Genomic DNA, 26228 nt, shown 5'->3' with positions numbered 1-26228 from the left:
GTTTTCAAAGGAGGTGAATATATGGAGTTATTGAAAAACTTTAAAGAAAAAGCTGCTTCAAATTTGCAAAAAATTGTTTTTGCTGAAGGTGAAGATGAAAGAATTGTTGAAGCTGCTGAAATTATAAAAAAAGAAGGTATTGCCGAGATAGTTGTTTTAGGTAAGCTGGAAAAAATCAAAAAAATTGCTGCTGATAAAGAGATAAACCTTGAGGGTTTAACAATTATTGATCCTGAAAACTCAGAGTACATATCAGAATTCAGAGATGAATTTTATGAGCTAAGGAAACATAAAGGAATCAGCAAAGAAGAAGCTGAAGAAATAATTAAAGACCCTCTGTATTTTGGTACAATGATGATTTATACAGATAAAGCAGCCGGAATGGTTGCCGGTGCAGATAATCCAACAGGAAATGTTTTAATGCCGGCTTTTCAGATAATTAAAACTAAAACAGGTATTTCAACAGTATCCAGTGCAATAATAGTACTACTAAAAGATAAAAGCTTTGGTGAGAATGGGGTTATTACTTTTGCAGATTGTGCGGTAAATCCTACTCCTAATTCTGAGCAGTTAGCTGAGATTGCTCAATCTACAGCTGAGACAGTTGAAGATTTATTGGGCTTTGAAGCTAAAACTGCAATGCTTTCTTTTTCAACAATGGGCAGTGCTAGACATGAAAATGTTAGCAATGTTCAGGAGGCAGTAAAAATTGCCCACAGCAAATTTCCTGATTTAAAAATTGATGGAGAAATGCAGGCAGATGCCGCACTTGTAGAAAGTGTTGGAGTTAGAAAAGCACCTGAAAGTGAAATAGCAGGTAAAGCAAATGTTTTGATTTTCCCTGATCTGCAGTCCAGCAACATTGGAGTTAAGCTGGCCCAACGTTTAGCAAAGGCGGATTCAATTGGTCCTATTCTGCAGGGGCTTGCAGCACCAATCAATGATTTATCAAGAGGTTGTTCGGTTGAAGAGATTGTAAATTTAACTGCTATTACTGCAATTCAGGCTCAAAATCACTAATTTTAAATTGCTAGCACTATCAAATTAACATAAAATTATAAGGAGGAATAAAATGTTATTTACAGAAAAAGAGTACGAACAACGGGTCAAAAAGACTAAAAAAAGAATGGAAGAAGCAGGTATTGAAGTTTTAATTGCTACTCATCCAGCAAATATGAACTATCTTACAGGATATGATGGCTGGTCTTTTTATGTGCACCAGTGTGTAATTGTTTCCTTAGATCAAGATGAGCCAGTTTGGATTGGTAGAAATATGGATGGTAACGCTGCTAAGGTAACTACCTTCTTAAGCGAAGAAAATATTAGAAACTATGCTGATGACTATGTCCATTCTCCAGTTGGAAAGCATCCAATCGATTTTGTTGTAGACGTTATTAAAGATAAAGGTTGGGAAGATAAGATTTTCGGTGTAGAAATGGATCAGTTCTATTTTACTCACAAAACATATTCAATTTTAAATGACAGCCTACCTAATGCTAGATTTAAAGATGCAACTTTCTTAGTAGCAAAAGTTAGAGCTATTAAATCAGCTCAGGAAATTGAATTTATGAAGAGAGCTGGTAAGATTGCAGAAAAAGTTATGCAGACTGGTATTGACGCTGTAAATGTAGGTGTTAGAGAATGTGATGCTGCTGCAGAAATTTCTCATGCCCAGATCAGTGGAACAGATGAATTTGGTGGAGACTATCCTGCTATTGTTCCTTTAATGCCTGCTGGTGATGGTATTGAGGCACCACATTTAACCTGGTCAGATAGAAAATATCAAGAAAATGAGCCAGTTATTTTAGAACTCTCTGGCTGTTATAACCGCTACCATGCTCCTATCGCTCGTACTGTATACTTAGGAGAAGCTCCTCAGAGAATGCAGGAAATCACAGATATTGTTATTGAAGGCTTAGAAGAAACATTAGATTTCATTAAGCCAGGAGTAACCTGTGAAGCAGTAGAAGAGAAGTGGAGAAACTCTATTGCTAAAGGTGGCTTAGTAGATGCATCCAGACTGGGCTATGCTTTTGGCCTGAACTATCCACCAGATTGGGGAGAGCAGGTTGCAAGTATGAGACCTAAAGACAAAACAGTTTTACAGGAAAACATGACTTTCCACTTGATTCCTATTATCTGGCAGGATGAAATTGGATTTGAAATGAGTTCAGCAATCAGAATTACTGAAAATGGTTGCGAAGAATTCTACGATTTCCCTAAAAAATTATACACTAAGTAAGATATAATAAATGGAGAGAAACTCAATTTGAAAATTGGGTTTCTCTTCAAAAAATAATTTAATTATTACAAATTCCCCTTTAAATAAAGGAGTTTAGAAAATAATTTAAATTTTTTTGAAAATAATTGATATTTTAATTGCATGATAATTGTGAATATGCTATAATGTAAACAGTCGACAAAAAGATAAGAGGGGGTGCGTTATGATTGCTCAAACATCTTATCAAACACAAAGTTTGAAGGACGTTGCTGTAAATTATCTTACTAAAAAGATAATGACAGGAGAATATAAGCCAAATGAAAAGATTAATGAAGTTCAGGTTGCGAATGAGTTAGGTATTAGCAGAGCCCCAATTAGAGAAGGGATCAAAGAATTGAGTAGCCAGGGTCTGGTAACACAAATACCTCGCAAAGGGACTTACGTAGTTGAATTAACCGAAAAGGATATTAAAGAAATTTATCAAATTAGAATTTCACTTGAAAATTGTATTATAGATAAGATAGTAAGGGATAATAAATTAAAAGAGAAAGATTTTAAGTTTTTGGAAAAGAAAATTAATGCGATGGAAGAAATTGCAAATTCAGATGATGATTTTAATACCAAAAAGATTAAAATCAATCGCGAAGACATAAAATTTCATAAATATATTTGGGAAAAAGCAGATAGTCCGAGAAGGTTAGAGATATTATTTGATCTTCATCGCCAGCTTCAGATGGCAATGTTATTTGATACAGAAATGACAGGTGACTTAAAAGATACAGCTGAAACTCATAAAGATATAGTTAAGTATTTAAGAGCTGGAGATGCTGAAAACGCCAAAACTGCTTTAGTAGACCATATTGAAATGTATAAAATGAACTAAAACAAACAATTTTTTTTCGGCATTTTTATTGTCGACAGTATATAGTATACAATTTACGTCAGAAAGTTTTAATTTTTTAAATAAATAAAATCAAATTATAGGAGGAATTATTAAAATGGATAAGAAAAAAATGGGGTTCGGTTCTAAGGCGATTCATCTAGGTCAGGAACACGATCCAAGAACAGGTGCACACAACAGTCCAATTTATCAAACATCTACTTTTGTTTTAGATGATGTAGATGAAGCAATCAGATTAAACAAAGACCAGGAGATTGGTTATACATATACTAGATTCCGCAGTCCATCTGAAGCTGAGTTAGGTAAAAAAGTTGCTTTATTAGAAAATGGTGAAGCTGGTATTGCTTTAGGTTCTGGCTTGGGAGCTATTTCAACTGCTATTATGACTCTTGTAAAAGGTGGAGATCATATTGTAGCAAGTGATGTTCTTTATGGATGTACTCTAACATTTATCGATGATATTCTTTCAGATTATGGTGTAGAACTTACCTTAGTAGATACAACTGATTATGATGCTGTTAAAGAAGCAATGCAGCCAAATACTAAGATTGTTTATTTAGAAACACCATGTAATCCAATCTTAAGAATTACTGATATTGAAAGAATCTCTGAAATTGCTCATGATCACGGAGCACAGGTTCTTGTTGACAGTACTTTTGCTTCTCCATATATTCAGAACCCACTTGATTTAGGAGCAGATGTTGTTATTCATAGTGCTACTAAATATTTAAGTGGTCATGGTAATGTTGTTGCAGGTGTAATTGTTGGTTCTGAGGAATTCATTAGAAAAGTAAGAATGCCTCATCTGCAGACATTAGGTGCAGTTATTTCTCCATTTGATGCCTGGTTGGTAATGCAGGGTATGAAAACTCTCGAGCTGAGAATGGAAAGACACTGTGAAAATGGTATGAAAGTTGCTGAGTTTTTAAATGAACATCCTGCAGTAGAAAAAGTATATTACCCAGGATTACCAGAACATCCACAGCATGAGATTGCTAAAAAGCAGATGAATGGATTTGGTGGAATGATTAGTTTTGATCTTAAAGATGGTTTTGAAGCTGGAAAAGCTTTAATGAACAGTGTAGAAATGATTTCTCTTGCTACAAGTTTAGGGAATGTTGACTCCTTAATTCAGCACTCACCTTCAATGAGTCACTTTGATATGACTCCTGAAGAAAGAGCTGCAGTAGGAATCAATGAAGGACAGGTTAGACTTTCAGTTGGTGTGGAAAATGTTGAAGATATTCTTTCAGATTTAGAAGCATCATTAGCAAAAATGGAAGAAATGATTAAATAATTAAGTATCTATATCAATCGCCCATCTGGGCGGTTGATATAAATTATCTTTAAATTCAAAATCTTCTTGAAGGGGGAAAGGGAATGAACGTAAGTAAAGATGTTTTAGAAATGGAAGATGAATTAATTTATTTAAGAAGAGAGTTTCACAAGATGCCTGAATTGGGCTTTAAGGAGTTTAAAACTTCTGAAAAAATATATCAGTACCTAAAAGATTTGGGGCTTGAAGTAGAAAAGGTTACTAAAACAGGAGTTGTTGCAGTTCTTAGAGGAGAAGAAGAAGGTAAAACAGTAATGCTAAGAGCTGATATGGATGCACTTCCTGTTACAGAAGATACAGGACTTTCATTTTCATCTGAAAATGAAGGTTTAATGCATGCTTGTGCTCATGACGGTCATATAGCAATGCTTTTAACAGCTGCTAAGATTTTATCTGAGAAAAGGGATGAAATAAAAGGTAATATCAAATTTGTTTTTCAACCAAATGAAGAAGATGCTGGTGCAAAATATATGGTTGAAGATGGAGTTTTAAAAGATCCTGAGGTAGATGCAGTTTTTGGTATTCACCTCTGGTCACCAATTGAGGCTGGAAAAGTTGGTATTTCACCTGGTCCATTTATGGGCTCACATGAAAACTTTGAGCTTAAAGTTAAAGGGCAGGGAGGTCACAGTGGTAACCCACATACAGCAGTTGATCCATTTTTACCTTTAGCTAACATCATTCAAAGTGTTCAGATGATTCAAACTAGAGAAATTGATATTTTGAAACCAACTCTAATTATGTTTGGACAAATTAATGGTGGAACAGCGCCAAATGTTATTCCAGGCGAACTGGAAGTAAAAGGTTCAATGCGTTATCTTTACGAAGGTGGAGATGACAGTGAAGAGTGTCCAGAAAAAAGATTTGAAAGAATTGTCAGCAATATCTGTAAAGCACATCGAGCTGATTATGAATTAGAATTTTTCCCAAGCAATAGTACATTAATTAATAATGCAAAAACTACAAAAATTGTAGAAAAAGCCGCTGAAGAGGTATTTGGCAAAGAAAACATAGTTAATTATGTTTGTATGGCTGGAGAAGATTTTGCAGAATTTACAGCAGAAGTTCCTGGAACATTTTATTTTGTTGGAGCTGGTAATGAAGAAAAAGATTGTACTTATCCTCATCACCATCCTAAGTTTGATATTGATGAAGATGTTCTCAAATATGGTGTGGAGATGCATCTGAAGAGCGTATTTGATTTTTTGAATAAATAATTTGTTAATGCTGAATCAGAATTTCAGTAAAAATAAGAGGTGATAAAAAGGTGAATTTAATAATTGCTTTAAATAAAAAAGTAAGAAAATTTGAAGAGTTTTTAATTAGTTATGGAATTATTATAATGTCAGTTATCTTAGTTGCAAATGTTATTTCACGAGTTGGATTTAATCAGAGTATTCAGGCAGCAGAGGAGTTAGGACAGTTTTTAATCGTGTTGGTTACATTTATCGGGACAAGTTATGCAGCTCGAATGGGTAAGCATATCACAATGTCAGCTTTAATTGATTCAATACCTAGAAAATTTAAGAAACCTTATATTTATGTTACATCTACCATTTCTACAGTATTATTACTGTGGTTAGGTTACTTAGGTACTTTATATGTGTTAAGAATCATGGAATCTGGTAGAATCACTCCTTCTTTACAGTTCCCGATGTGGATTTTGTATATCTTTGTTCCTTTAGGTTTCTTTTTAGCATCACTACAGTATCTAGTTACTATTGTAGTTAATATTCAGGATAAAGAACATATTTATATTGGTAGTGAAAGAACAATGTCTGAGAGTGATATTAGCTGTGAATTAAATGAGGAACTAGATCTTAATCCGGATCAGGATTTACAATTTGAACCAAAACAAGATGAGGTTGTTAACTAAATTAAAAGTTAGGAGTTGAAAAAATGGTTACACTACTATTAGGTTTAATGTTTGCATTTTTATTTTTAGGTTTCCCCTTAATGTTTTCAATGATTATTGCTCCACTGGTTGTACTAATTAGAGAATTTCCGCTTATCCAGCCAATGCTGATTACTCAGCAGATAATAGCAGGTGTTTCTCCATATACTTTACTTGCTGTACCTATGTTCATCTTTGCAGCTGACATTATGAGTACAGGTGAAACTGCAGATAGATTATTAAATATGGTTGATAAGTTTGTAGGTCATATGAGTGGTGGATTGGCTATCACAACAGGTGCGACCTGTACATTATTCGGTGCGATTTCTGGTTCTACTCAGGCAACCTTAGTTGCTGTAGGTAAAACGATGCACAAAAAAATGTCAGAAGCAGGTTATGATATTTCTCATACTTTAGCATTATTAATGAGTTCTGCTAACATTGCTCTTTTAATTCCACCAAGTATTACAATGATTATGTATGCTGTTATTACAGGTACTTCAGTTGGAGAGTTATTTATTGCTGGTATTGGACCAGGAATCATTGTTTTCTTATTGTTTGCAATTTTCGACTATTTTTACGCAAAAGTTAAAAATATTCCTACTACAGATAAATCTACCTGGGGTGAAAGATGGGATTCTATTAAAGAAGCTGTTTGGCCACTTGGTTTCCCGGTAATTGTATTAGGAGGATTTTATACAGGTATCTTTAGTCCTACAGAAGCGGCTGCCTGTTCAGTTTTATATGCTGCTTTAATTGAATTGTTTGTATTTAAGTCAGTTAAGTTTAAAGATCTGCCTGATATTGCACTTTCAACAGGTGTTGTAACAGCTACAGTGTTTATCCTTGTAGCAGGTGGACAGGCTTTCTCATGGGTTATTACCTTTGCTCAGATTCCTCAAATGCTTACATCTGGTGTTTTAGGTGCCGATCCATCAGGAACATTTGTCTTATTTACAATCAGTATTTTCTTCTTTGTTTCCTGTATGTTTGTTGACTCAATTCCAGTAATACTTATTTTAACTCCTATTTTCTATCCGGTAGCTGTAAAAGCTGGTGTTGATCCAATTCACTTAGGTTTAATTGCTACAATGCAGGCTGGTATCGGAGCTATTACACCACCGTTCGGATGTAATATCTTTACTGCTTCGGCGGTGTTTGATGAAGATTTTATTACTGTTGTTAAAGGTGTCTGGCCCTACATGTTGTTATTTGTTTTTGCCTCAGTTATGATGGTTCTGTTCCCAAGTCTAGCCCTATTCTTTAGAGACTTAGTTTATTTCTAAAATTAATTTAAGAACATAATTTTCACACAAAAAACAAAAAGGAGAGGTTTAAATGCTTAAAAAAATATTAACAGCACTTTTAGTTTTCAGTTTAGTTTTTGTACTTGCAGGTTGTGGATCAGAAGGAGATACAGCTGATGGTGGTAATGAAGCAGCTGCAGATACCCAAGAAGTTGTAGAATGGACATTTGCTCACGAAGAAGTTCAGGGCAGTGTACAGGATCGCTATGCTCAGAAATTTAAGGAAGAAATCGAAGAGCTTACTGATGGTGCAGTAAAGGTAAAAGTTTATCCAGTTGGCCAGTTAGGTGATGGTGCTAACCAGGTAGAATTACTTCAAAATGGTGCAATCCAGTTAGGTATTAATAACCCTGGTTCTGTTGGTACATTAGTTCCTGAAACCAACTTATTCTCACTTCACTTCTTATTACCATCTGATATGGATAAAGCACATGAGCTTGTAAACAACAGTGAAGCAATGGATATGCTGAATGAAAAATATTATGAAAAGAATATGAAAGTTTTAGGTTGGTTCCCTGAAGGATATCAGATGTGGACTGGAAATAAAGCAATTACAGAACCAGCAGACTTTGAAGGGTTTAAAATTAGAACAATGGCCTCTCCTGTAATTTCTGAAAGTTATAAAGCTTATGGAGCAGACCCAACACCTATTCCATACATGGAAGTTTACAGTAGTCTTCAGTTAAACATGATTGATGGTCAGGTTAACCCAATTTTTGCTATCGAAGAAATGAAGTTCTATGAAGTTCAGGACACCATGATGCTTTCAAATCAGGCAATCTTTGTTGGTACATTTGTAGCAAACGATATGTTCTGGGAATCATTATCTGATGAAAGAAAAGAAAAAGTTCAGCAGGCAGCCGATGCAGCAACTGAATTTATTCTTGGTGCACAAAAAGAACTTAATAGTACACGTTTAGAGTCTATTAAAGAAAAAAGTGAAATTGAAATTATCGAGTTAACACCTGAACAAAGAGAAGTATTCAAACAGGCTAGTTTACCTGCAAGAGATTTTTATGTAGAAAACTATGGTGAAGATGCAGAAAAAATTCTAAATCAGTTACTTGAAGATGTAGAAGCAATTCAACAATAATTAAACTAAAAATTAACTTCGGAAAGGAAGTGTAATATATTATGATGCAGATAAGATGGCATGGTAGAGGAGGGCAGGGAGCTAAGACAGCTTCCCTGCTCTTAGCAGATGCAGCGTTTTCTACCGGCAAATATGTACAGGGATTCCCGGAATACGGACCAGAAAGAATGGGAGCTCCAATCACAGCATATAACAGAATCAGTGACGAGAAAATAAGAGTCCACTCCAATATCTACAAACCAGACTATGTTGTAGTAGTAGATGAAACACTTTTAGAGAGTGTAGATGTAACATCAGGTTTGAAAGAAGATGGAGCAATAGTTGTAAATACAGCTAAAGATGGAGAAAAGATCAGAAAAAAGCTTAAAGGATATGAGGGAGAACTCTTTACTGTAGATGCCAGAGAAATTTCAATGGCAACAATCGGTAGATACTTCCCAAATACACCAATGCTTTCAGCTTTAGTAAAAGTTGCAGAGATCATGGACGAAGAAGATTTCGTAACAGAAATGGAAAAGCTGTTTAAAAAGAAGTTTGCTTCTAAGCCAGAGGTAATAGATGGAAACGTAGCAGCAGTAAAAAAAGCGTTAAAAGAGGTGAACGCACATGGCTAAAGAGATTAATGAAACAATGAACTGGAAAGAGCTGACACCTGGAGGAACAATATATACAGCAGGAAACGCAGAAGATTTTATCACAGGTGACTGGAGAGTAAACAAGCCGATTTATAAAGAAGATAAATGTATCCAGTGTCTACTTTGTGCACCAGTATGTCCAGACACATCAATCATAGTTAAAGATAGTGAGATGACAGGTTTTGATTATGATCACTGTAAGGGATGTGCAATTTGTGCAGAAGTATGTCCGGTAGATGCAATAGAAATGATAGCAGAAGGACAAGATGAATAAGGAGGGAGCGAACAAATGAGTATAAGAGAAAAATTATCAGGAAACGAAGCAGCAGCAACAGCATTACGTCAGATGAACCCAGATGTAATGGCTGCCTTTCCAATAACACCATCAACAGAAATACCACAGTATTTTTCAAAATATGTATCAGATGGAAGAGTAGATACAGAATTTGTACCAGTAGAATCAGAACATAGTGCGATGTCAGCCTGTATCGGATCACAGGCAGCAGGAGCAAGAACAGTAACAGCAACATCAGCTAATGGACTTGCTTTAATGGTAGAAGAACTGTATATTGCTTCATCATCAAGACTGCCGATAATTTTATCAGTAGTAAATAGAGCTTTATCAGGCCCAATTAACATCAATGCAGACCACAGTGACTCAATGGGAGCAAGAGATGCAGGTTGGATTCAGCTTTATTCAGAAGATAACCAGGAGACATATGATAACCTAATCCAGGCAGTAAGAATCGGAGAGCACAAAGATGTGCAGCTTCCGGTAATGGTCTGTCAGGATGGATTTATCACAAGTCATGCTATAGAGAATATAGAGCTGGAAGAAGATGAAGCAGTAAAAGAATTTGTAGGAACCTACAAAGCAGAAGAATATCTGGTCAATAAAGATAATGCGATAGCAATGGGACCATATGATACAGCAGATTACTATATGGAACATAAGTATCAGCAGAACAGAGCTATGGAAAATGCCAAAAAGGTAATAGAAGAAGTAGCTGCAGAATTTAAGGAAATGACAGGTAGAGAATATGGATTCTTCGAAACATATCAGTTAGAAGATGCTGATTATGCTTTAGTCTTAATCAACTCAGCTGCAGGAACAGCAAAAGAAACAATAGATAAGATGAGAGCAGAAGGCAAAAAAGTAGGACTCTTAAAGATAAGAGTATTCCGTCCTTTTAATAGAGACAGATTAGTAGAATTATTAAAGGATGTAAAATATGTTGCAGCAATGGATAGATCAGAAACCTTCTCAACATCAGGAGGACCTGTTTATCACGAGACAGCAGCAGCACTTTATCCAGAAGCTACAAAGCCAGAGATCATAAGTTACATGTACGGACTTGGAGGAAGAGACGTAACAGTAGCCTCAGTTGAGAGCGTATTTAATGATCTAATGGAAATAGAAGAAACAGGAGAAGTAGGAGAAAGATACCGTTACTTAGGCTTAAGGGAAGAATAAATACCAGGAGGTGAAAGGCAAGTGACAACAGAAATGAAAACAGAAATGAAATATAAATTCAAAGAAGAGTTAAATAAAGAAGAAAGATTTACAGGTGGACACAGAATGTGTGCAGGATGTGGAGCGCCAGTAGCAGTAAGAACAGTGTTGAGAGCATTAGACGAAGAAGATGAAGCAGTAATTGGATGTGCAACAGGATGTTTAGAAGTATCAACATTTATGTATCCATATACATCATGGAGAGATTCATTTATTCATAATGCCTTTGAAAACGCAGCAGCTACAGTAAGTGGAGCAGAAGCAGCCTATAAATCCCTAAAAAAGCAGGGAAAAATAGATAAGGATACAGACTATAAGTTCATAGCCTTTGGTGGAGATGGAGGAACATATGATATAGGATTCCAGTCATTATCAGGAGCAATGGAAAGAAACCATGATATGACATATGTCTGTTATGATAACGGAGCATATATGAACACAGGAATTCAGAGATCATCAGCAACACCGCGCTATGCAGATACAACAACAACCCCTGTAGGTAAAGAGGGAAGAGGAAAAGCAGAATTCAGAAAAGACATGACAGCAATCATGGCAGATCACAACTTACCATATGTAGCTCAAACAACATTTATTGGTAACCTAAAAGATCTGCATACAAAGGCAAGAAAAGCAATTTACACAGAAGGAGCGACCTTCTTAAATGTAATGGCACCATGTCCAAGAGGTTGGAGATATCCACCAGAAAAGATGATGGAGCTTTGTAAATTAGCAGTAGAAACATGTTACTGGCCAATGTATGAGATAGAAAATGGTGAGTGGAAGTTAAATTACAAGCCAAAGAAAAAGCTTCCAATAGAAGAGTTCCTAAAAGTACAGGGACGCTTCAAGCACGTAACAAAAGAAGAAAAGAAAGCAATGATAGAAGAGATCCAGGCGGAAGTAGATCACCGCTGGGAACAGCTTCTAATCAAATGTGGTGAAAAGTAAGAAATAGTTTTAAAAAAGCGATTAAATTTATAAAAATACAGTGTTGTAATTATAACAAAACGTTAGAATAAATTACAACAAATTGTTATAAAAGTTTTGTCATTATAAAATATAAGACTGCTGGAGCCGCCCGGCAGTCTATTTTTACTTAAAAAAATATTAAGGAATAAACTAAATAAATTAGATGAGATAGATCAAAAAATAGGAGGAATAAAAATGAAAAAAGAAATTATACATACAGATCAAGCACCAGCAGCAGTAGGAGCATATTCACAGGCAGTAAGAGCGGGAAATACAGTGTATCTTTCTGGCCAAATAGCTATTGATCCAGAAACACAGGAAATTATAGAAGGCGGAGTTGAAAAGCAGGCAAAAAGAGTTTTAGAAAATCTAAAAGCTGTTCTAGCAGCTGCAGACTGTACCTTTAAAGATGTTGTTAAAACGGAAATTTTTCTTGATGACATCAATGATTTTTCAGCTGTAAATGAAATTTATGCAGGGTATTTTCAAGAAGACCCACCAGCAAGAGCATGTGTTGAGGTAGGGAGCTTGCCTAAAGGTGTAGCAGTTGAAATTTCAGTAATTGCGGTAAATTAAATAGTGAATTCAAAAGAAGGTGATTAAGATATTTAATTCATTAGCAGAGATTGATGAATTGCTTAAAAAACATAATAATTACAGAAATAACTGTCTTAATTTAATAGCCTCGGAAAATTACATAAATCCTACAGTTAGAAAGTATCTTGACTCTGACTTATGCGGACGTTACGGCTGTTATGAAGGTTTAGAAGGTGAAGAGAGAGAATATACAGGCAACAAATATATCAAAGAAATTGAAAGCAAAACTATTGAGCTTGTTAAAGATATTTTTGAGGCAGATTATTGTGATTTAAGGGCGATCGGGGGTCATATTGCAGGGGTTGCTTCTGTTTTAGCATTAACAGATCCAGAAGATTTAATTATGGAAGTTGTATTAGAAAACTGGGGTCACGGCTTGATCGATCCAATGGCAGAAACAGTAGAACATTTTGGGCGAGTATTTAATGTTGAAGCCATACCATATCAGGAAAATCAGACTATAGATACTGATAAATTCATAGATCAAATAAGACTAAAAAAACCTAAATTAATTATTTTAGGCAGCTCAGGGATGCTGTTTCCAGAACCGATTGCAGAAATCTCAGAGGTGGCCAAAGAAGTGGGAGCTTATTTAATCCATGATGCCTCTCATATCAGTGGTTTGATTGCAGGAGGAGTATTCCCAAATCCTTTAAATGAAGGAGCTGGCTTAATGTTTTGCAGTACTCATAAGTCATTCCCGGGACCACAGGGAGGAATGATTCTTTCAAACTCTAAAGAAATTATGCTGAAGGTAAATGAGGTTATGCCAAGCCTTGTTACCAGCCATCATATTAATAGGCTTCCTGCTCTTGCAGCAGCTATTTTAGAGATGAAAAAATATGGTGAAAAATATGGAAAACAAATAATAAAAAATTCTAAAGCACTTGCAGAAGCGTTAGCTCAAAAAGGATTTAATATCTTAGCTGAAGATAGAGGTTTTACCGAAAGTCATCTGCTTCTAATGGATGTTAGTAATTTCGGAGGCAGTTATAAGGCTTCTAGACTGTTGGAAGACTGTCAGATTCTGACTTCAGATGATTTTGGAGGTCCTGATAAAGAAATAAGAATTGGAACAGCAGAAATTACCCGTCGCGGTATGAAAGAAAAAGATATGAAAAAAGTGGCTGATTTTTTTGAAAGAGTCCTTGTTAATCAGGAAAATGAGGATCAAATTGTTAAAGATTTAAAAGATTATTTGGATCAATTTAACGACTGTTCTTACTGCTTAGAAAAAATAAAATATAAAAAAAATTAAATTATTTTTAGTTTCGGCACAGAATATGCATAATAATATAGGTGAAGGACAAATTTTATTAACCCCAGAAAGGAAGTGTAAGAGATATGATGCAGATTAGATGGCATGGTAGAGGAGGCCAGGGAGCTAAGACAGCTTCTCTGCTCTTAGCAGATGCAGCGTTTTCTACCGGCAAATATGTACAGGGATTCCCGGAATACGGACCAGAAAGAATGGGAGCCCCAATCACAGCATATAACAGAATCAGTGACGAGAAAATAAGAGTCCACTCCAATATCTACAAACCAGACTATGTTGTAGTAGTAGATGAAACACTTTTAGAGAGTGTAGATGTAACATCAGGTTTGAAAGAAGATGGAGCAATAGTTGTAAATACAGCTAAAGATGGAGAAAAGATCAGAAAAAAACTTAAAGGATATGAGGGAGAGCTCTTTACTGTAGATGCCAGAGAAATTTCAATGGCAACAATCGGTAGATACTTCCCAAATACACCAATGCTTTCAGCTTTAGTAAAAGTTGCAGAGATCATGGACGAAGAAGATTTCGTAACAGAAATGGAAAAGCTGTTTAAAAAGAAATTTGCTTCTAAGCCAGAGGTAATAGATGGAAACGTAGCAGCAGTAAAAAAAGCGTTAAAAGAGGTGAACGCACATGGCTAAAGAGATTAATGAAACAATGAACTGGAAAGAGCTGACACCTGGAGGAACAATATATACAGCAGGAAACGCAGAAGATTTTATCACAGGTGACTGGAGAGTAAACAAACCAATTTATAAAGAAGATAAATGTATCCAGTGTCTACTTTGTGCACCAGTATGTCCAGACACATCAATCATAGTTAAAGATAGTGAGATGACAGGGTTTGATTATGATCACTGTAAGGGATGTGCAATTTGTGCAGAAGTATGTCCGGTAGATGCAATAGAAATGATAGCAGAAGGACAAGATGAATAAGGAGGGAGCGAACAAATGAGTATAAGAGAAAAATTATCAGGAAACGAAGCAGCAGCAACAGCATTACGTCAGATGAACCCAGATGTAATGGCTGCCTTTCCAATAACACCATCAACAGAAATACCACAGTATTTTTCAAAATATGTATCAGATGGAAGAGTAGATACAGAATTTGTACCAGTAGAATCAGAACATAGTGCGATGTCAGCCTGTATCGGATCACAGGCAGCAGGAGCAAGAACAGTAACAGCAACATCAGCTAATGGACTTGCTTTAATGGTAGAAGAACTGTATATTGCCTCATCATCAAGACTGCCGATAATTTTATCAGTAGTAAATAGAGCTTTATCAGGCCCAATTAACATCAATGCAGACCACAGTGACTCAATGGGAGCAAGAGATGCAGGTTGGATTCAGCTTTATTCAGAAGATAACCAGGAAACATATGATAACCTAATCCAGGCAGTAAGAATCGGAGAGCACAAAGATGTGCAGCTTCCGGTAATGGTCTGTCAGGATGGATTTATCACAAGTCATGCTATAGAGAATATAGAGCTGGAAGAAGATGAAGCAGTAAAAGAATTTGTAGGAACCTACAAAGCAGAAGAATATCTGGTCAATAAAGATAATGCGATAGCAATGGGACCATATGATACAGCAGATTACTATATGGAACATAAGTATCAGCAGAACAGAGCTATGGAAAATGCCAAAAAGGTAATAGAAGAAGTAGCTGCAGAATTTAAAGAAATGACAGGTAGAGAATATGGATTCTTCGAAACATATCAGTTAGAAGATGCTGATTATGCTTTAGTCTTAATCAACTCAGCTGCAGGAACAGCAAAAGAAACAATAGATAAGATGAGAGCAGAAGGTAAAAAAGTAGGACTCTTAAAGATAAGAGTATTCCGTCCTTTTAATAGAGACAGATTAGTAGAATTATTAAAGGATGTAAAATATGTTGCAGCAATGGATAGATCAGAAACCTTCTCAACATCAGGAGGACCTGTTTATCACGAGACAGCGGCAGCACTTTATCCAGAAGCTACAAAGCCAGAGATCATAAGTTACATGTACGGACTTGGAGGAAGAGACGTAACAGTAGCCTCAGTTGAGAGCGTATTTAATGATCTAATGGAAATAGAAGAAACAGGAGAAGTAGGAGAAAGATACCGTTACTTAGGCTTAAGGGAAGAATAAATACCAGGAGGTGAAAGGCAAGTGACAACAGAAATGAAAACAGAAATGAAATATAAATTCAAAGAAGAGTTAAATAAAGAAGAAAGATTTACAGGTGGACACAGAATGTGTGCAGGATGTGGAGCGCCAGTAGCAGTAAGAACAGTGTTGAGAGCATTAGACGAAGAAGATGAAGCAGTAATTGGATGTGCAACAGGATGTTTAGAAGTATCAACATTTATGTATCCATATACATCATGGAGAGATTCATTTATTCATAATGCCTTTGAAAACGCAGCAGCTACAGTAAGTGGAGCAGAAGCAGCCTATAAATCCCTAAAAAAGCAGGGAAAAATAGATAAGGATACAGACTATAAGTTCATAGCCTTTGGTGGAGATGGAGGAACATATGATATAGGATTCCAGTCATTATCAGGAGCAATGGAAAGAAACCATGATATGACATATGTTTGTTATGATAACGGAGCATATATGAACACAGGAATTCAGAGATCATCAGCAACACCGCGCTATGCAGATACAACAACAACCCCTGTAGGTAAAGAGGGAAGAGGAAAAGCAGAATTCAGAAAAGACATGACAGCAATCATGGCAGATCACAACTTACCATATGTAGCTCAAACAACATTTATTGGTAACCTAAAAGATCTGCATACAAAGGCAAGAAAAGCAATTTACACAGAAGGAGCGACCTTCTTAAATGTAATGGCACCATGTCCAAGAGGTTGGAGATATCCACCAGAAAAGATGATGGAGCTTTGTAAATTAGCAGTAGAAACATGTTACTGGCCAATGTATGAGATAGAAAATGGTGAGTGGAAGTTAAATTACAAGCCAAAGAAAAAGCTTCCAATAGAAGAGTTCCTAAAAGTACAGGGACGCTTCAAGCACGTAACAAAAGAAGAAAAGAAAGCAATGATAGAAGAGATCCAGGCGGAAGTAGATCACCGTTGGGAACAGCTTCTAATCAAATGTGGTGAAAAGTAAGAAATAGCTATTTCGTTTTGTCATTATAAAATAAAAGGCTGCTGGAGTCCAACCAGCAGTCTCCTTTTTAAATTTAATTTAAAATTTAATTAAGTAACTATAAGTAATTAGCAGCGAGCAGGGGAATAAATCTTAATCAAATAAAATCAACCGGGAGTGATATTAATGAAAATTTTTGTTATTAACTGTGGGAGTTCATCTTTGAAATATAAATTATTTGATATGAGAGATGAAGATGTTTTAGCAGAGGGAATCATTGAAAGAATTGGAATTGAAAATTCATTTTTGAAATATGAAACAAAAGAGGGTACAGATATTAAGATTGAACATGATATTCCAACTCATAAAGAAGGTATTGAGTTATTAATTGAAACACTGCTTTCTGATGAGCATGGTGTATTAGATAATATGGATGAGATTAAAGCAGTTGGTCACAGGGTTGCTCATGGGGGAGAAAAATTTGCGCACTCTACTTTAATTAACGAAGAAGTTATGAAAGAAATTGAAGATATTTCTGATTTAGCACCACTGCACAATCCAGCAAACTTAATGGGGATTACAGTTTGCAAAGAATTAATGCCTGAAACACCACAGGTTGCTGTTTTTGATACAGCTTTCCACCAGACAATGCCAGAAGAAGCATATACTTATGCAATTCCACATGAATACTATGAAAAATATGGAGTCAGAAGATATGGATTCCACGGTACTTCTCACGGCTATGTAGCAGCAAGAGCAGCAAAAATGATGGATAAAAACATTGAAGACCTTAATATTGTTACCTGTCATTTAGGAAATGGAGCCAGTATTGCTGCTGTTAAAAATGGTGAATCAGTAGATACAAGTATGGGCTTTACTCCACTGGAAGGTTTGGTAATGGGAACACGCTGTGGAGATATTGATCCAGCAATTATTCCATTTATTATGGATAAAGAAGATATGGAAGCTTCTGAAATCGACAGTGTTTTAAACAAAGAAAGTGGTCTTTATGGAGTTTCCGGAGTTAGCAGTGATATGAGAGATATTGAAGAAGCTGCTGATAATGGCAACAATCAGGCAAGAGTTGCTCTAGACATCTTTAACTACCGTGTTAAAAAATATATTGGATCTTATTCAGCTGCAATGGGCGGAATAGATGCAGTAGTATTTACAGCCGGTATCGGTGAAAATGCAATTGAAACTAGAGAAGAAATCCTAAGCGGTTTAGAATATATGGGAATTGAACTTGATAAAGAAGCTAATGATTGCAGAGGAAAAGAACAAATTATTAGTACTTCTGATTCTAGAGTTAAAGCAATGGTTATCCCAACAAATGAAGAGTTAGTAATTGCTAAAGATACTAAAGAAATTGTTAGTTAATTAAACTAATCAACTAAAATATTAAGATTAACTAAGAGGCATTTATTAGGGCTGATAATACTCAGCTGCTGATAAGTGTCTTTTTTTATTGCAGAATTATAAGAAAAGTTTAGTCTTGAAATTAAAGGTATATATAACTAAATGGAGAATTATATTAAAGATGGAGGTGATAAAAATGAATAAATTTGCCTTTTTTGCTTTTAATGGAAATATGATGTGTTTTCAGCATATCTTACTTAATGCTTTAGATCTAGATGATAAAGGTAAAAAAGCTAAGATAATTATTGAGGGTGAAGCTGTAACTCTAGTCCAAAAACTAGAAGAATCTAACAATAAGCATTACTTTGAAGCCAAGGAAAGAGGTTTAATTGACTGTATTTGTAAAGCATGTTCTGCTAGCCTTGGAGTTTTAGAATATAATAAGAGTACCAACATTCCTCTTAAAGGAGATATGAGCGGACATCCCTCAATGGAAGCTTATACAAAGCAGGGTTATAAAATTATTACTCTCTAAAAAATTTTTAAAATTTAAAAATGAAATATTTAAAAATATAATTTAGCCTATCATGATGATTTTATCTTGATAGGTTTTTCCTTTAAAATCAGGCAGCATAAATTTTATAGAAGATTAATTTAAAATCTTTTGTTCTTAACGCTTCATTTTAAGCTTGAATATGCTATAATCATTAATAGAGGTAAATTTATCAATTATAAATAGTTTAACTTTTTTATCAATTAAATAGATATGAATTTTTGTTTTGAAAGGAGAATATTTTTGTTAACTATAGGAATAGGATTTGTTATTTTAATTACACTAATTATTTTAAAGGTAAGTATAGTCATTGCAGCTCCCTTATCATCAATAGTAATTTTATATTTAAATAATTTAAATATTTTGGAGATACTTAATGGGCAATATTTGCCTGGTTTTGCAGCTTTTGTTCAGGATTATTTATTTATATTTTTATTGAGTGCTATTTTGGGCAAAATAATGGAAGAATCTGATGATGCAACTTCAATTGGAGAATTTGTATTAGATGTCTTACCATATAGGTATGCAGCTATTGGCATTTTCTTTGCTAGTGTACTATTATCGCTGGGGGGGATATCTGCTTTTGTTTTAATTTTTACTATTTATCCTATTGCTAAAACTGTTTTTGAAGAGGCTGAATTACCTAAATCCTTGATTTTGGCATCGATTGCAGGTGGAAATGTGGTTGTAGGACTTACTCTACCGGGAAGTCCACAGGTTCATAATTTAATTATGATGGATTATTTAAATACTTCTTCTTTAGCAGGTTTAGGCCTGGGATTGGTTAGTGTTTCAACCGGAGCTTTAGCTGCTATTTTATATTTAAAGTATAGAAGCAGCTCACATTTAGCAGAATCTGAAGAAAATAAAGATGGTATTTTGAAAAAACCTGATTCAGCCAAGCTTTTGAATTTTATAACTGCTATGCTTCCATTATTGACAGTATTTATCCTGCTTGCTGTGTTATCAAAGGATCCAGTAATTGCGCTCTTTTTAGGTGTGCTGCTTTCTATAATTAAAAACTTTAGAAAAGTAGACTTTCTTCAAATCTTTAATGAAAGTATTTCAAATGCGGTGTTACCTCTGATGTTTGCTGCTTCTGCAATGGGATTTGGAAGAGTAATTTCTTCACTGCCAGTATTTAAAGAATTTCTACAGGCATTATTAAATCTACCGCTTCATCCTTATTTGTTGGTGGGGATAATAACTAATATAGCAGCTGGGCTTTTAGGAAGTGCTTCTGGAGGAATGCTTTTAACACTTAGTACTGTTGGAGAAAATATAGTACAGTTAGTTGACATTGAAGAACTACATAGAATTATTATAATTGCCTCTACAGGTTTAGACACATTACCGCACAATAGTGCTTATTTAGCGATGCTTGCTTACACGGGCCTTAAATTTAGAGATACTTATTTTGATTATTGCCTGGTTACCGTTATAGCACCGTTAATTTCTTTTGGGGTTGCAGTCACATTTGCTTTGAACTTCTAGAATTTACTAATAATTTTAATTTTGAGCCATAAATCTACTTAAAATAAGAAAGGGGTAATTAAAATGAAGTCGATTAGAAAGTATCTTTATTTTAATACTGATGAAAGAGTTGAACTGATTAATATAACAAATCAGGTTCGAGGAGTTTTAGAGGAGAGCGGAATCAAAGAGGGTTTGTGTTTGGTTAATGCAATGCATATTACAGCCAGCGTATTCATTAATGATGATGAAAGCGGGCTGCATCAGGATTATAAAAAATGGCTGGAAGAATTAGCCCCCCATGAACCAGTATCTCAGTATGCTCATAATGGTTTTGAAGATAATGCTGATGCCCATCTAAAAAGGCAGATCATGGGCCGAGAAGTTGTAGTAGCTGTAACTGAAGGGAAACTTGATTTTGGTCCCTGGGAACAGATTTTTTATGGAGAATTTGATGGTCGGCGCAAAAAAAGAGTTTTAGTGAAAATTATAGGAGAATAATATGAGATTTCCAGAAGCAACAATAGATGCTGTTATCTTAAAATCTAAAAACAGAGTTCTAATCTATAAAACTTTATTTAAAATGCTTGAAAATTGAACAAAATAGTGGTACAATTAAGAAAACTTAATCAAGAAAAGAGAGTGTTACTGTTAGATCAGGCATAATCTAGGAGAAAATATAAGTTCTTAAATAAATTTATTAATTAAGAGGAGGACTTTATATTTTTTTCTAGATTTTTCTTTTTTGAAGTTAAAAATGTGCATTCAAACCTTTTAGGAGGAATATGATGTCTGTTAGAGAAAAATATAAAGTTAAAAAGGTATTTAATAACAATGTTATTCTAGCAGAAAAAAACATTGAAAATCAAGAGTTGATACTGATTGCAACCGGGATTGGATATGCAACAAATAAAGGAGATATTTTTAACAAAGATGATTACCAGATTCAAAAAGAATTTATACCTCTTCAAGGGGATAAAAGAAACAATTATTTCCAACTGCTAGAAGAAGTAGACAGTAAGATTATTCAGGCAACAGAAGAGATAATTACAATGGTTAACGAAGAACTGGATGAAGACATTAACCAATATATTAGGATTGGGCTTACTGATCACATTGCCTTTACTTTAAAGAGAATTAAAGAAGGTTTAGAAATTATTAATCCTTTTTTAATGGAAACTAGAACCCTTTATAAAAAAGAGTTTCAGCTAGCAAAAAAAGCTGTAAAAATTTTAGAAAATAACTTTAAAATATCAATTCCAGAAGGTGAGATTGGTTTTATTGCCTTTCATATTCATGGAGCAATCAATAATAATGAGGTTTCTAAGACAGTTAAAAATACATCAATAATTAAGCAACTTGTAGCAAAGGTTGAAGAAAGATTGGGAGAAAAACTTGAATACGACAGTCTAAACTATGCTCGATTGGTTAATCATCTCCGTTTTGCACTGGAGAGGATAGAGAGCCGAGAAAATAATATAAATCCACTTTTAGAAAATATTAAAAAAGATTTTAAAGATAGCTATAAAATAGCAGGAGAACTAGCAAAAATTATTGAAGCTAGATTTTATTATCAGGTTCCAGAAGATGAGAAAGGCTATCTTGCTTTACATCTGAACAGATTAAAAAGAGATTTTGATTAAAAGTAAGTTTGATAATTAAGAATATCAAAATAAAAAATATAATATTGTGGCATGTTACTGTTAAATCAGGCAAGAGCCGAAGAAAAACTATTATTTCCTTAAGTAGGAGTAGTAGGTTTTCTTCGGCTTTTTACATTTATTTTTAGTTATAAAAATAAAATTACAGTTAGGTCTGTAATTATTATATAAATTGGTAAAGTATTGTTTATTGAAGTATTTTGGTCTAATTTAATTTATTGATCAATTTTAATCAAAAACAGGAGGGTTTAATTATGAAAAAGATTTTTTCGAATTTACAAAAAATAGGGAAGTCTCTTATGCTGCCAATTGCAGTATTACCTGCTGCAGCATTACTACTAAGATTAGGTGCTGGTGATGTTTTTGACATTCCATTTGTGATGGCTGCTGGTTCAGCAATTTTTGATAATTTAGCTTTATTGTTTGGAATTGGAGTTGCAGTTGGTATTGCACATGACAGTTCTGGTGCTGCAGGTTTAGCAGGGGCGGTTAGTTATTTTATAATTACCAATGCAACACAATCTATTAATTCTGATATTAATATGGGAGTTTTAGCAGGTATAATTGGAGGTCTTTTGGCCGGATATTTATATAATAAATATCACGATATAGAATTACCTGATTTTTTGGGCTTCTTTGGTGGTAAGCGTTTTGTTCCTATAATCACTGGAGCAGCAAGTGTTGTATTAGCAGGGATTTTTGGTTATATCTGGCCCCCAATTCAGAATGTTATTCAGCTTACAGGAGAATGGATTATTAATGCAGGCCCAATTGGAGTTTTTGTATATGGATTTTTAAATAGATTATTAATTCCAGTTGGCTTGCATCATGTACTGAATAGCTTTATCTGGTTTGTGTTTGGAGAATTTGCTACAGCAGCCGGGGAAGTTGTAACTGGAGATCTTTCTCGTTTCTTTGCTGGAGATCCTTCTGCTGGATTTTTCATGTCTGGTTTTTTCCCAATGATGATGTTTGGTCTGCCAGCTGCTGCCCTAGCAATGTACCATGCGGCAAAACCAGAGAATAAAAAAGCAGTAAGTGGTATCTTTTTAAGTGTTGGTTTAACAGCATTTTTAACTGGAATTACAGAACCAATAGAGTTCTCATTTATGTTCTTGGCCCCGGTACTATATGTGATTCATGCTGGACTAACAGGATTATCAATGGTTGTTACCTATGTTTTAGGAATCCAACATGGATTCGGATTTTCAGCTGGTGCTATTGATTATTTCTTAAATTATGGCTTAGCAACTAAACCGTTTTTAATTATTCCTCTGGGTATTGGTGCATTTATAATATATTATGCACTTTTCCGTTTTGTGATTGAGAAATTTAATATTGCAACTCCTGGTCGAGTTGAGGGCGAAGCAGACACAAATGATATGAGTGTAATGCCAGAATCTCAGCAGAATAAAAAGACTAAAGTTCAAAGTTCAAATACAAAAGCAGCTCAGTATATTGAAGCTCTAGGTGGACGAGCAAATATTCAAAGTATTGATGCCTGTATTACAAGATTAAGATTGGAAGTTAAAAATTCAGCTGATATAGATGAAACTAAACTTAAAAAACTTGGTGCTTCCGGAATTTTAAAAGCAAATGAAAATAATGCTCAGGTTGTTGTAGGAACTAAGGCAGAAATGATTGCAGAAAAAATAAAGAAAGAATTAAATAAGTAAATATCTTTTATTAAAACCTGTCGGGAAATAAAAATATCCCGATAGGTTTTTTAATTTATAGCAAATAATTTTTAATTTTTTAAAAAATAAACAGGTAAAATCTAATTTTAATAGAAGAATATAATATAAGTAGAAAATATATTATATAAAGGATGATTAGATGTACAACTTAGAAAAGTATCATATTTTAAAAAATAAAATTGGAGATTTAAATAGAGCAGAGTTAGGTTTTTTCCCGACAGAGATTTATAAATTAAAAAACCTTTCAGCTAAATATGGTGTTAATATTTACGTTAAAAGAGATGATTTAACGGGATTTAGTACTTTCGGTGGTAATAAGATTAGAAAACTTGAATTTTTATTTGGAGAAATTTTGGCACAGGGAGCAAAAAATATTTTCACCTATGGGGCAACCCAATCGAATCATGCTCTTCAGACTGCTATTGCCTGTCGAAGATATGGTTTAAATCCAATACTCTATTTAGTTGATGTTATTGGAGATGGAATTGAAGAACCTAAGGCTAATATTTTGCTTGATAAATTGTTAGATGCAGAAATAAAAATCATTGATATTAAAGAAGGTGAAGATGACTTTGCAGCTATGTATAGGGCTAAAGAAGAATCAAAGTCTTACGCAGAAAAAATTTCTGCAAGAAAAGAAGATTACTATTTAATTCCTCCTGGAGGTGCTTCTCCTCTTGGGACTTTAGGTTTTGTAAATGCTTATTTAGAGTTGAAAGAACAGGAGTTTAAAAAAGAGCTTAACTTTAAAAATGTTTTCCATGCCACAGGAACAGGTGGAACTTTGGGAGGTCTAACAGCTGCCAATAAGTTCATAGAAGATGACACTAAAATTCATGGAATAAATGTTAGTCACAAAGATTATAGTTATCTGGCAGAAGTAGCTGAACTTTCTACATCAGCCCTAAAGCTATTAAGTATTAATTTTAACGTAGCTAGTAGTGATGTGATAGTAGATAATAATTTTGTTGGTGAGGGTTATGAAATTCCATCTGATGAGGCAAATCGAGCGGTAAAGATTTTTGCTGAAAATGAAGGAATCTTTTTAGATCCTGTTTATACCGGCAAAGCAGCAGCCGGGATGATTAGTTATTTAGAACAGGAAAAAATCGAAAAAGGATCTGACCTTTTGTTCTGGCATACAGGAGGTACCAATGCCTTATTTGCAGAAAAAACGATTTTGGGTAATTTATTAGATGAATAAGATGAACTAATTAACCTGATTCAGGTCATAAATCAATAAATATCATTTTTTGATAAATATTATTTTGTATGTTATATTTTTGACATAATTAAAAATAAAATATGATATAATAAAAACAACTTTAGTTTTGATTTTATTTCATTTGGCTTTTACGGGGTGGTGTTGATGAGTGATAAACGCCTTAATTTTTATGGGCTGGGATCATTTTATTTTTCGAATGGGAAAAAAATTTTCGATGGTGAAAACTGGGTGTCAAAAAAAGCACTGTTTTTATTTATGTACCTGCTCTTTGAAAGAAATAGAAATATAAGTTCTGAAGAACTGGTTGATGTTTTTTGGCCTGAGTCAGATTTAGATAGAGGTAGAAAAAAACTTTACGATACTGTTTATCTCTTAAGGAAATCACTAAATAAGAATGGTTTAAATAAAGAGATTATTGAGTCAAAAAATGGTTATTATAGCATTAATTCTGGTTATGAAATTTGGACAGACTGGGATCATTTTGATTCTAAAACCGAAGACTTAATTAACAAGAAAGCAAGTTTTGATTTAAAAACCTTAAAAAAATTGTTCGAATTTTACCGAGGCGATTTTTTTGCTGATCTAAATTATGCTGACTGGCCTGAAATTTATCGGGAAGAATTACGGCAGAAGTATTTAAATTTAATTGAAATAATGGCTGAAAAAATGTATTCGGCTAATAAATATCTGGATTTGCTTTATTATTTAAATAAAGGCCTGGATTATGATCCTTATCGAGAAAAGTTTTATTTGCTGAAGCTTAAAGCTTTAGATAAGCTGGGGAGAATTAGAGAAGCGATTAATTGTTTTAAAGAGTGTAAACGGATCCTAAATGAAGAATTAGGTGTTCCACCACAGCAGGAATTAAAAAATGAGCTGCAGAGAATAAAAAGTAATAGAGATGATCCGGAAGATTTAGAAATAAATATTGAAGAAAACATAAGACTCGAATCTGGAGCCATGCAGTGTTCTAGTGTTAATGAATTTAAAAAGATTTTTGAATTACAATTTAGGCAGGTTCAGAGGGTTGAGGAAAAAGAATTTCTTTTAATAACCCTTGATTTTAAAGAAAATGATTTGAGTCCAAATGAGTTGGAAGTTACTTTTGACCAAATTATTTCTAAATTCAAGACAACTATGCGTTTGGGAGATTATATCTGTCCGGCAGCTAATAAAATTTATCTAATCTTACAAAATATGAGCTTAGATAGTAGTGGAGTAATTATTAAAAGATTTAATCATTTTTTCAAGAAACATAATTTTAATAAAAAACCTAAATTAGATATCAAGGAAATAAATTAATAATAAAAATATATCTGGTTTTTTAAAGAAAAGTCACCTTAATTGGTGGCTTTTTTCTTTTTTTCGAGTCTTATTCGATATTTATTCCTATTCGATTCGAATGATAACGATTAT

At 34.2% G+C, this 26228-nt stretch carries 26 protein-coding genes; all 26 read left to right on the top strand.

Going from position 1 to position 26228, the window contains the following annotated elements; translation table 11 throughout:
* Nucleotides 1-21: 21 nt before the first annotated feature.
* The 26 genes from pta to ACZ446_RS13230 all read left to right on the top strand — a co-directional run bounded on the left by pta (nucleotide 22) and on the right by ACZ446_RS13230 (nucleotide 26114).
* On the top strand, nucleotides 22-1020 hold the full coding sequence (gene pta / locus ACZ446_RS13355; RefSeq protein ID WP_464393038.1) for a phosphate acetyltransferase: 999 nt from the start codon (nucleotides 22-24) through the stop codon (nucleotides 1018-1020).
* A gap of 52 nt (nucleotides 1021-1072) precedes the next feature.
* Nucleotides 1073-2242 carry a M24 family metallopeptidase gene (locus tag ACZ446_RS13350; RefSeq protein WP_464393037.1) on the top strand — a complete coding sequence of 390 codons (1170 nt, stop codon included), beginning with the start codon at nucleotides 1073-1075 and terminating at the stop codon, nucleotides 2240-2242.
* Nucleotides 2243-2444: 202 nt separating this feature from the next.
* A complete protein-coding gene (locus ACZ446_RS13345) occupies nucleotides 2445-3104 on the top strand; it encodes a GntR family transcriptional regulator (protein ID WP_464393036.1) in 660 nt (219 codons plus the stop codon).
* 115 nt (nucleotides 3105-3219) lie between these two features.
* On the top strand, nucleotides 3220-4419 hold the full coding sequence (locus ACZ446_RS13340) for a trans-sulfuration enzyme family protein (protein ID WP_464393035.1): 1200 nt from the start codon (nucleotides 3220-3222) through the stop codon (nucleotides 4417-4419).
* Nucleotides 4420-4502: 83 nt separating this feature from the next.
* Nucleotides 4503-5675 (top strand): amidohydrolase, encoded by a 1173-nt coding sequence (locus ACZ446_RS13335; RefSeq protein WP_464393034.1) that lies wholly within the window; start codon nucleotides 4503-4505, stop codon nucleotides 5673-5675.
* Between the two features lie 50 nt (nucleotides 5676-5725).
* Nucleotides 5726-6334: a TRAP transporter small permease gene (locus tag ACZ446_RS13330; RefSeq protein ID WP_464393033.1), complete on the top strand. Its 609-nt coding sequence runs from the start codon at nucleotides 5726-5728 to the stop codon at nucleotides 6332-6334.
* Nucleotides 6335-6357: 23 nt separating this feature from the next.
* Entirely contained in the window at nucleotides 6358-7638 is a 1281-nt protein-coding gene (locus ACZ446_RS13325; protein WP_464393032.1) for a TRAP transporter large permease, read from the top strand.
* 52 nt (nucleotides 7639-7690) lie between these two features.
* Nucleotides 7691-8752 (top strand): TRAP transporter substrate-binding protein, encoded by a 1062-nt coding sequence (locus ACZ446_RS13320; RefSeq protein ID WP_464393031.1) that lies wholly within the window; start codon nucleotides 7691-7693, stop codon nucleotides 8750-8752.
* Between the two features lie 41 nt (nucleotides 8753-8793).
* Entirely contained in the window at nucleotides 8794-9366 is a 573-nt protein-coding gene (locus ACZ446_RS13315) for a 2-oxoacid:acceptor oxidoreductase family protein (protein ID WP_464393028.1), read from the top strand.
* Nucleotides 9359-9661, top strand: a complete 303-nt coding sequence (locus tag ACZ446_RS13310; RefSeq protein ID WP_464393027.1) for a 4Fe-4S binding protein — start codon at nucleotides 9359-9361, stop codon at nucleotides 9659-9661. Before ACZ446_RS13315 ends, ACZ446_RS13310 begins: the two co-directional genes overlap by 8 nt.
* A 15-nt stretch (nucleotides 9662-9676) precedes the next feature.
* Nucleotides 9677-10861, top strand: coding sequence for a pyruvate ferredoxin oxidoreductase (porA, locus tag ACZ446_RS13305; RefSeq protein WP_464393026.1), 1185 nt, complete (start codon nucleotides 9677-9679; stop codon nucleotides 10859-10861).
* Between the two features lie 45 nt (nucleotides 10862-10906).
* Nucleotides 10907-11848, top strand: coding sequence for a thiamine pyrophosphate-dependent enzyme (locus ACZ446_RS13300; protein WP_464394413.1), 942 nt, complete (start codon nucleotides 10907-10909; stop codon nucleotides 11846-11848).
* A gap of 216 nt (nucleotides 11849-12064) precedes the next feature.
* Entirely contained in the window at nucleotides 12065-12445 is a 381-nt protein-coding gene (locus ACZ446_RS13295; protein ID WP_464393030.1) for a RidA family protein, read from the top strand.
* Nucleotides 12446-12464: 19 nt separating this feature from the next.
* Nucleotides 12465-13724 (top strand): aminotransferase class I/II-fold pyridoxal phosphate-dependent enzyme, encoded by a 1260-nt coding sequence (locus ACZ446_RS13290; RefSeq protein ID WP_464393029.1) that lies wholly within the window; start codon nucleotides 12465-12467, stop codon nucleotides 13722-13724.
* An 86-nt stretch (nucleotides 13725-13810) separates the two neighbouring features.
* A complete protein-coding gene (locus ACZ446_RS13285) occupies nucleotides 13811-14383 on the top strand; it encodes a 2-oxoacid:acceptor oxidoreductase family protein (protein WP_464393028.1) in 573 nt (190 codons plus the stop codon).
* Nucleotides 14376-14678 carry a 4Fe-4S binding protein gene (locus tag ACZ446_RS13280; protein ID WP_464393027.1) on the top strand — a complete coding sequence of 101 codons (303 nt, stop codon included), beginning with the start codon at nucleotides 14376-14378 and terminating at the stop codon, nucleotides 14676-14678. The genes ACZ446_RS13285 and ACZ446_RS13280 overlap by 8 nt, the downstream gene beginning before the upstream one ends.
* A gap of 15 nt (nucleotides 14679-14693) precedes the next feature.
* Nucleotides 14694-15878, top strand: coding sequence for a pyruvate ferredoxin oxidoreductase (gene porA, locus ACZ446_RS13275; RefSeq protein ID WP_464393026.1), 1185 nt, complete (start codon nucleotides 14694-14696; stop codon nucleotides 15876-15878).
* Nucleotides 15879-15923: 45 nt separating this feature from the next.
* Entirely contained in the window at nucleotides 15924-16865 is a 942-nt protein-coding gene (locus tag ACZ446_RS13270) for a thiamine pyrophosphate-dependent enzyme (RefSeq protein ID WP_464394413.1), read from the top strand.
* A 165-nt stretch (nucleotides 16866-17030) separates the two neighbouring features.
* Nucleotides 17031-18224, top strand: a complete 1194-nt coding sequence (locus ACZ446_RS13265; protein ID WP_464393025.1) for an acetate/propionate family kinase — start codon at nucleotides 17031-17033, stop codon at nucleotides 18222-18224.
* A 175-nt stretch (nucleotides 18225-18399) separates the two neighbouring features.
* The gene (locus ACZ446_RS13260) at nucleotides 18400-18738 is read left to right on the top strand and encodes a cytoplasmic protein (protein ID WP_464393024.1); all 339 of its coding nucleotides are present in this window, start codon (nucleotides 18400-18402) and stop codon (nucleotides 18736-18738) included.
* Nucleotides 18739-18999: 261 nt separating this feature from the next.
* The gene (locus tag ACZ446_RS13255; RefSeq protein ID WP_464393023.1) at nucleotides 19000-20250 is read left to right on the top strand and encodes a GntP family permease; all 1251 of its coding nucleotides are present in this window, start codon (nucleotides 19000-19002) and stop codon (nucleotides 20248-20250) included.
* A gap of 63 nt (nucleotides 20251-20313) precedes the next feature.
* A complete protein-coding gene (locus tag ACZ446_RS13250; protein WP_464393022.1) occupies nucleotides 20314-20730 on the top strand; it encodes a secondary thiamine-phosphate synthase enzyme YjbQ in 417 nt (138 codons plus the stop codon).
* Between the two features lie 287 nt (nucleotides 20731-21017).
* Nucleotides 21018-21872 carry a PRD domain-containing protein gene (locus tag ACZ446_RS13245; protein ID WP_464393021.1) on the top strand — a complete coding sequence of 285 codons (855 nt, stop codon included), beginning with the start codon at nucleotides 21018-21020 and terminating at the stop codon, nucleotides 21870-21872.
* A gap of 272 nt (nucleotides 21873-22144) precedes the next feature.
* Nucleotides 22145-23566 (top strand): N-acetylglucosamine-specific PTS transporter subunit IIBC, encoded by a 1422-nt coding sequence (gene nagE, locus ACZ446_RS13240; protein WP_464393020.1) that lies wholly within the window; start codon nucleotides 22145-22147, stop codon nucleotides 23564-23566.
* Nucleotides 23567-23726: 160 nt separating this feature from the next.
* Nucleotides 23727-24791 carry a 1-aminocyclopropane-1-carboxylate deaminase/D-cysteine desulfhydrase gene (locus ACZ446_RS13235; protein ID WP_464393019.1) on the top strand — a complete coding sequence of 355 codons (1065 nt, stop codon included), beginning with the start codon at nucleotides 23727-23729 and terminating at the stop codon, nucleotides 24789-24791.
* Between the two features lie 165 nt (nucleotides 24792-24956).
* Nucleotides 24957-26114, top strand: coding sequence for an AfsR/SARP family transcriptional regulator (locus tag ACZ446_RS13230; RefSeq protein WP_464393018.1), 1158 nt, complete (start codon nucleotides 24957-24959; stop codon nucleotides 26112-26114).
* The last annotated feature ends 114 nt before the right edge of the window (nucleotides 26115-26228 follow it).

It is taken from the genome of Halanaerobium sehlinense (assembly GCF_055379485.1).
The sequence above is the reverse complement of the archived record's forward strand: the minus strand, read 5'-3'. Positions and strand labels throughout refer to the sequence as shown.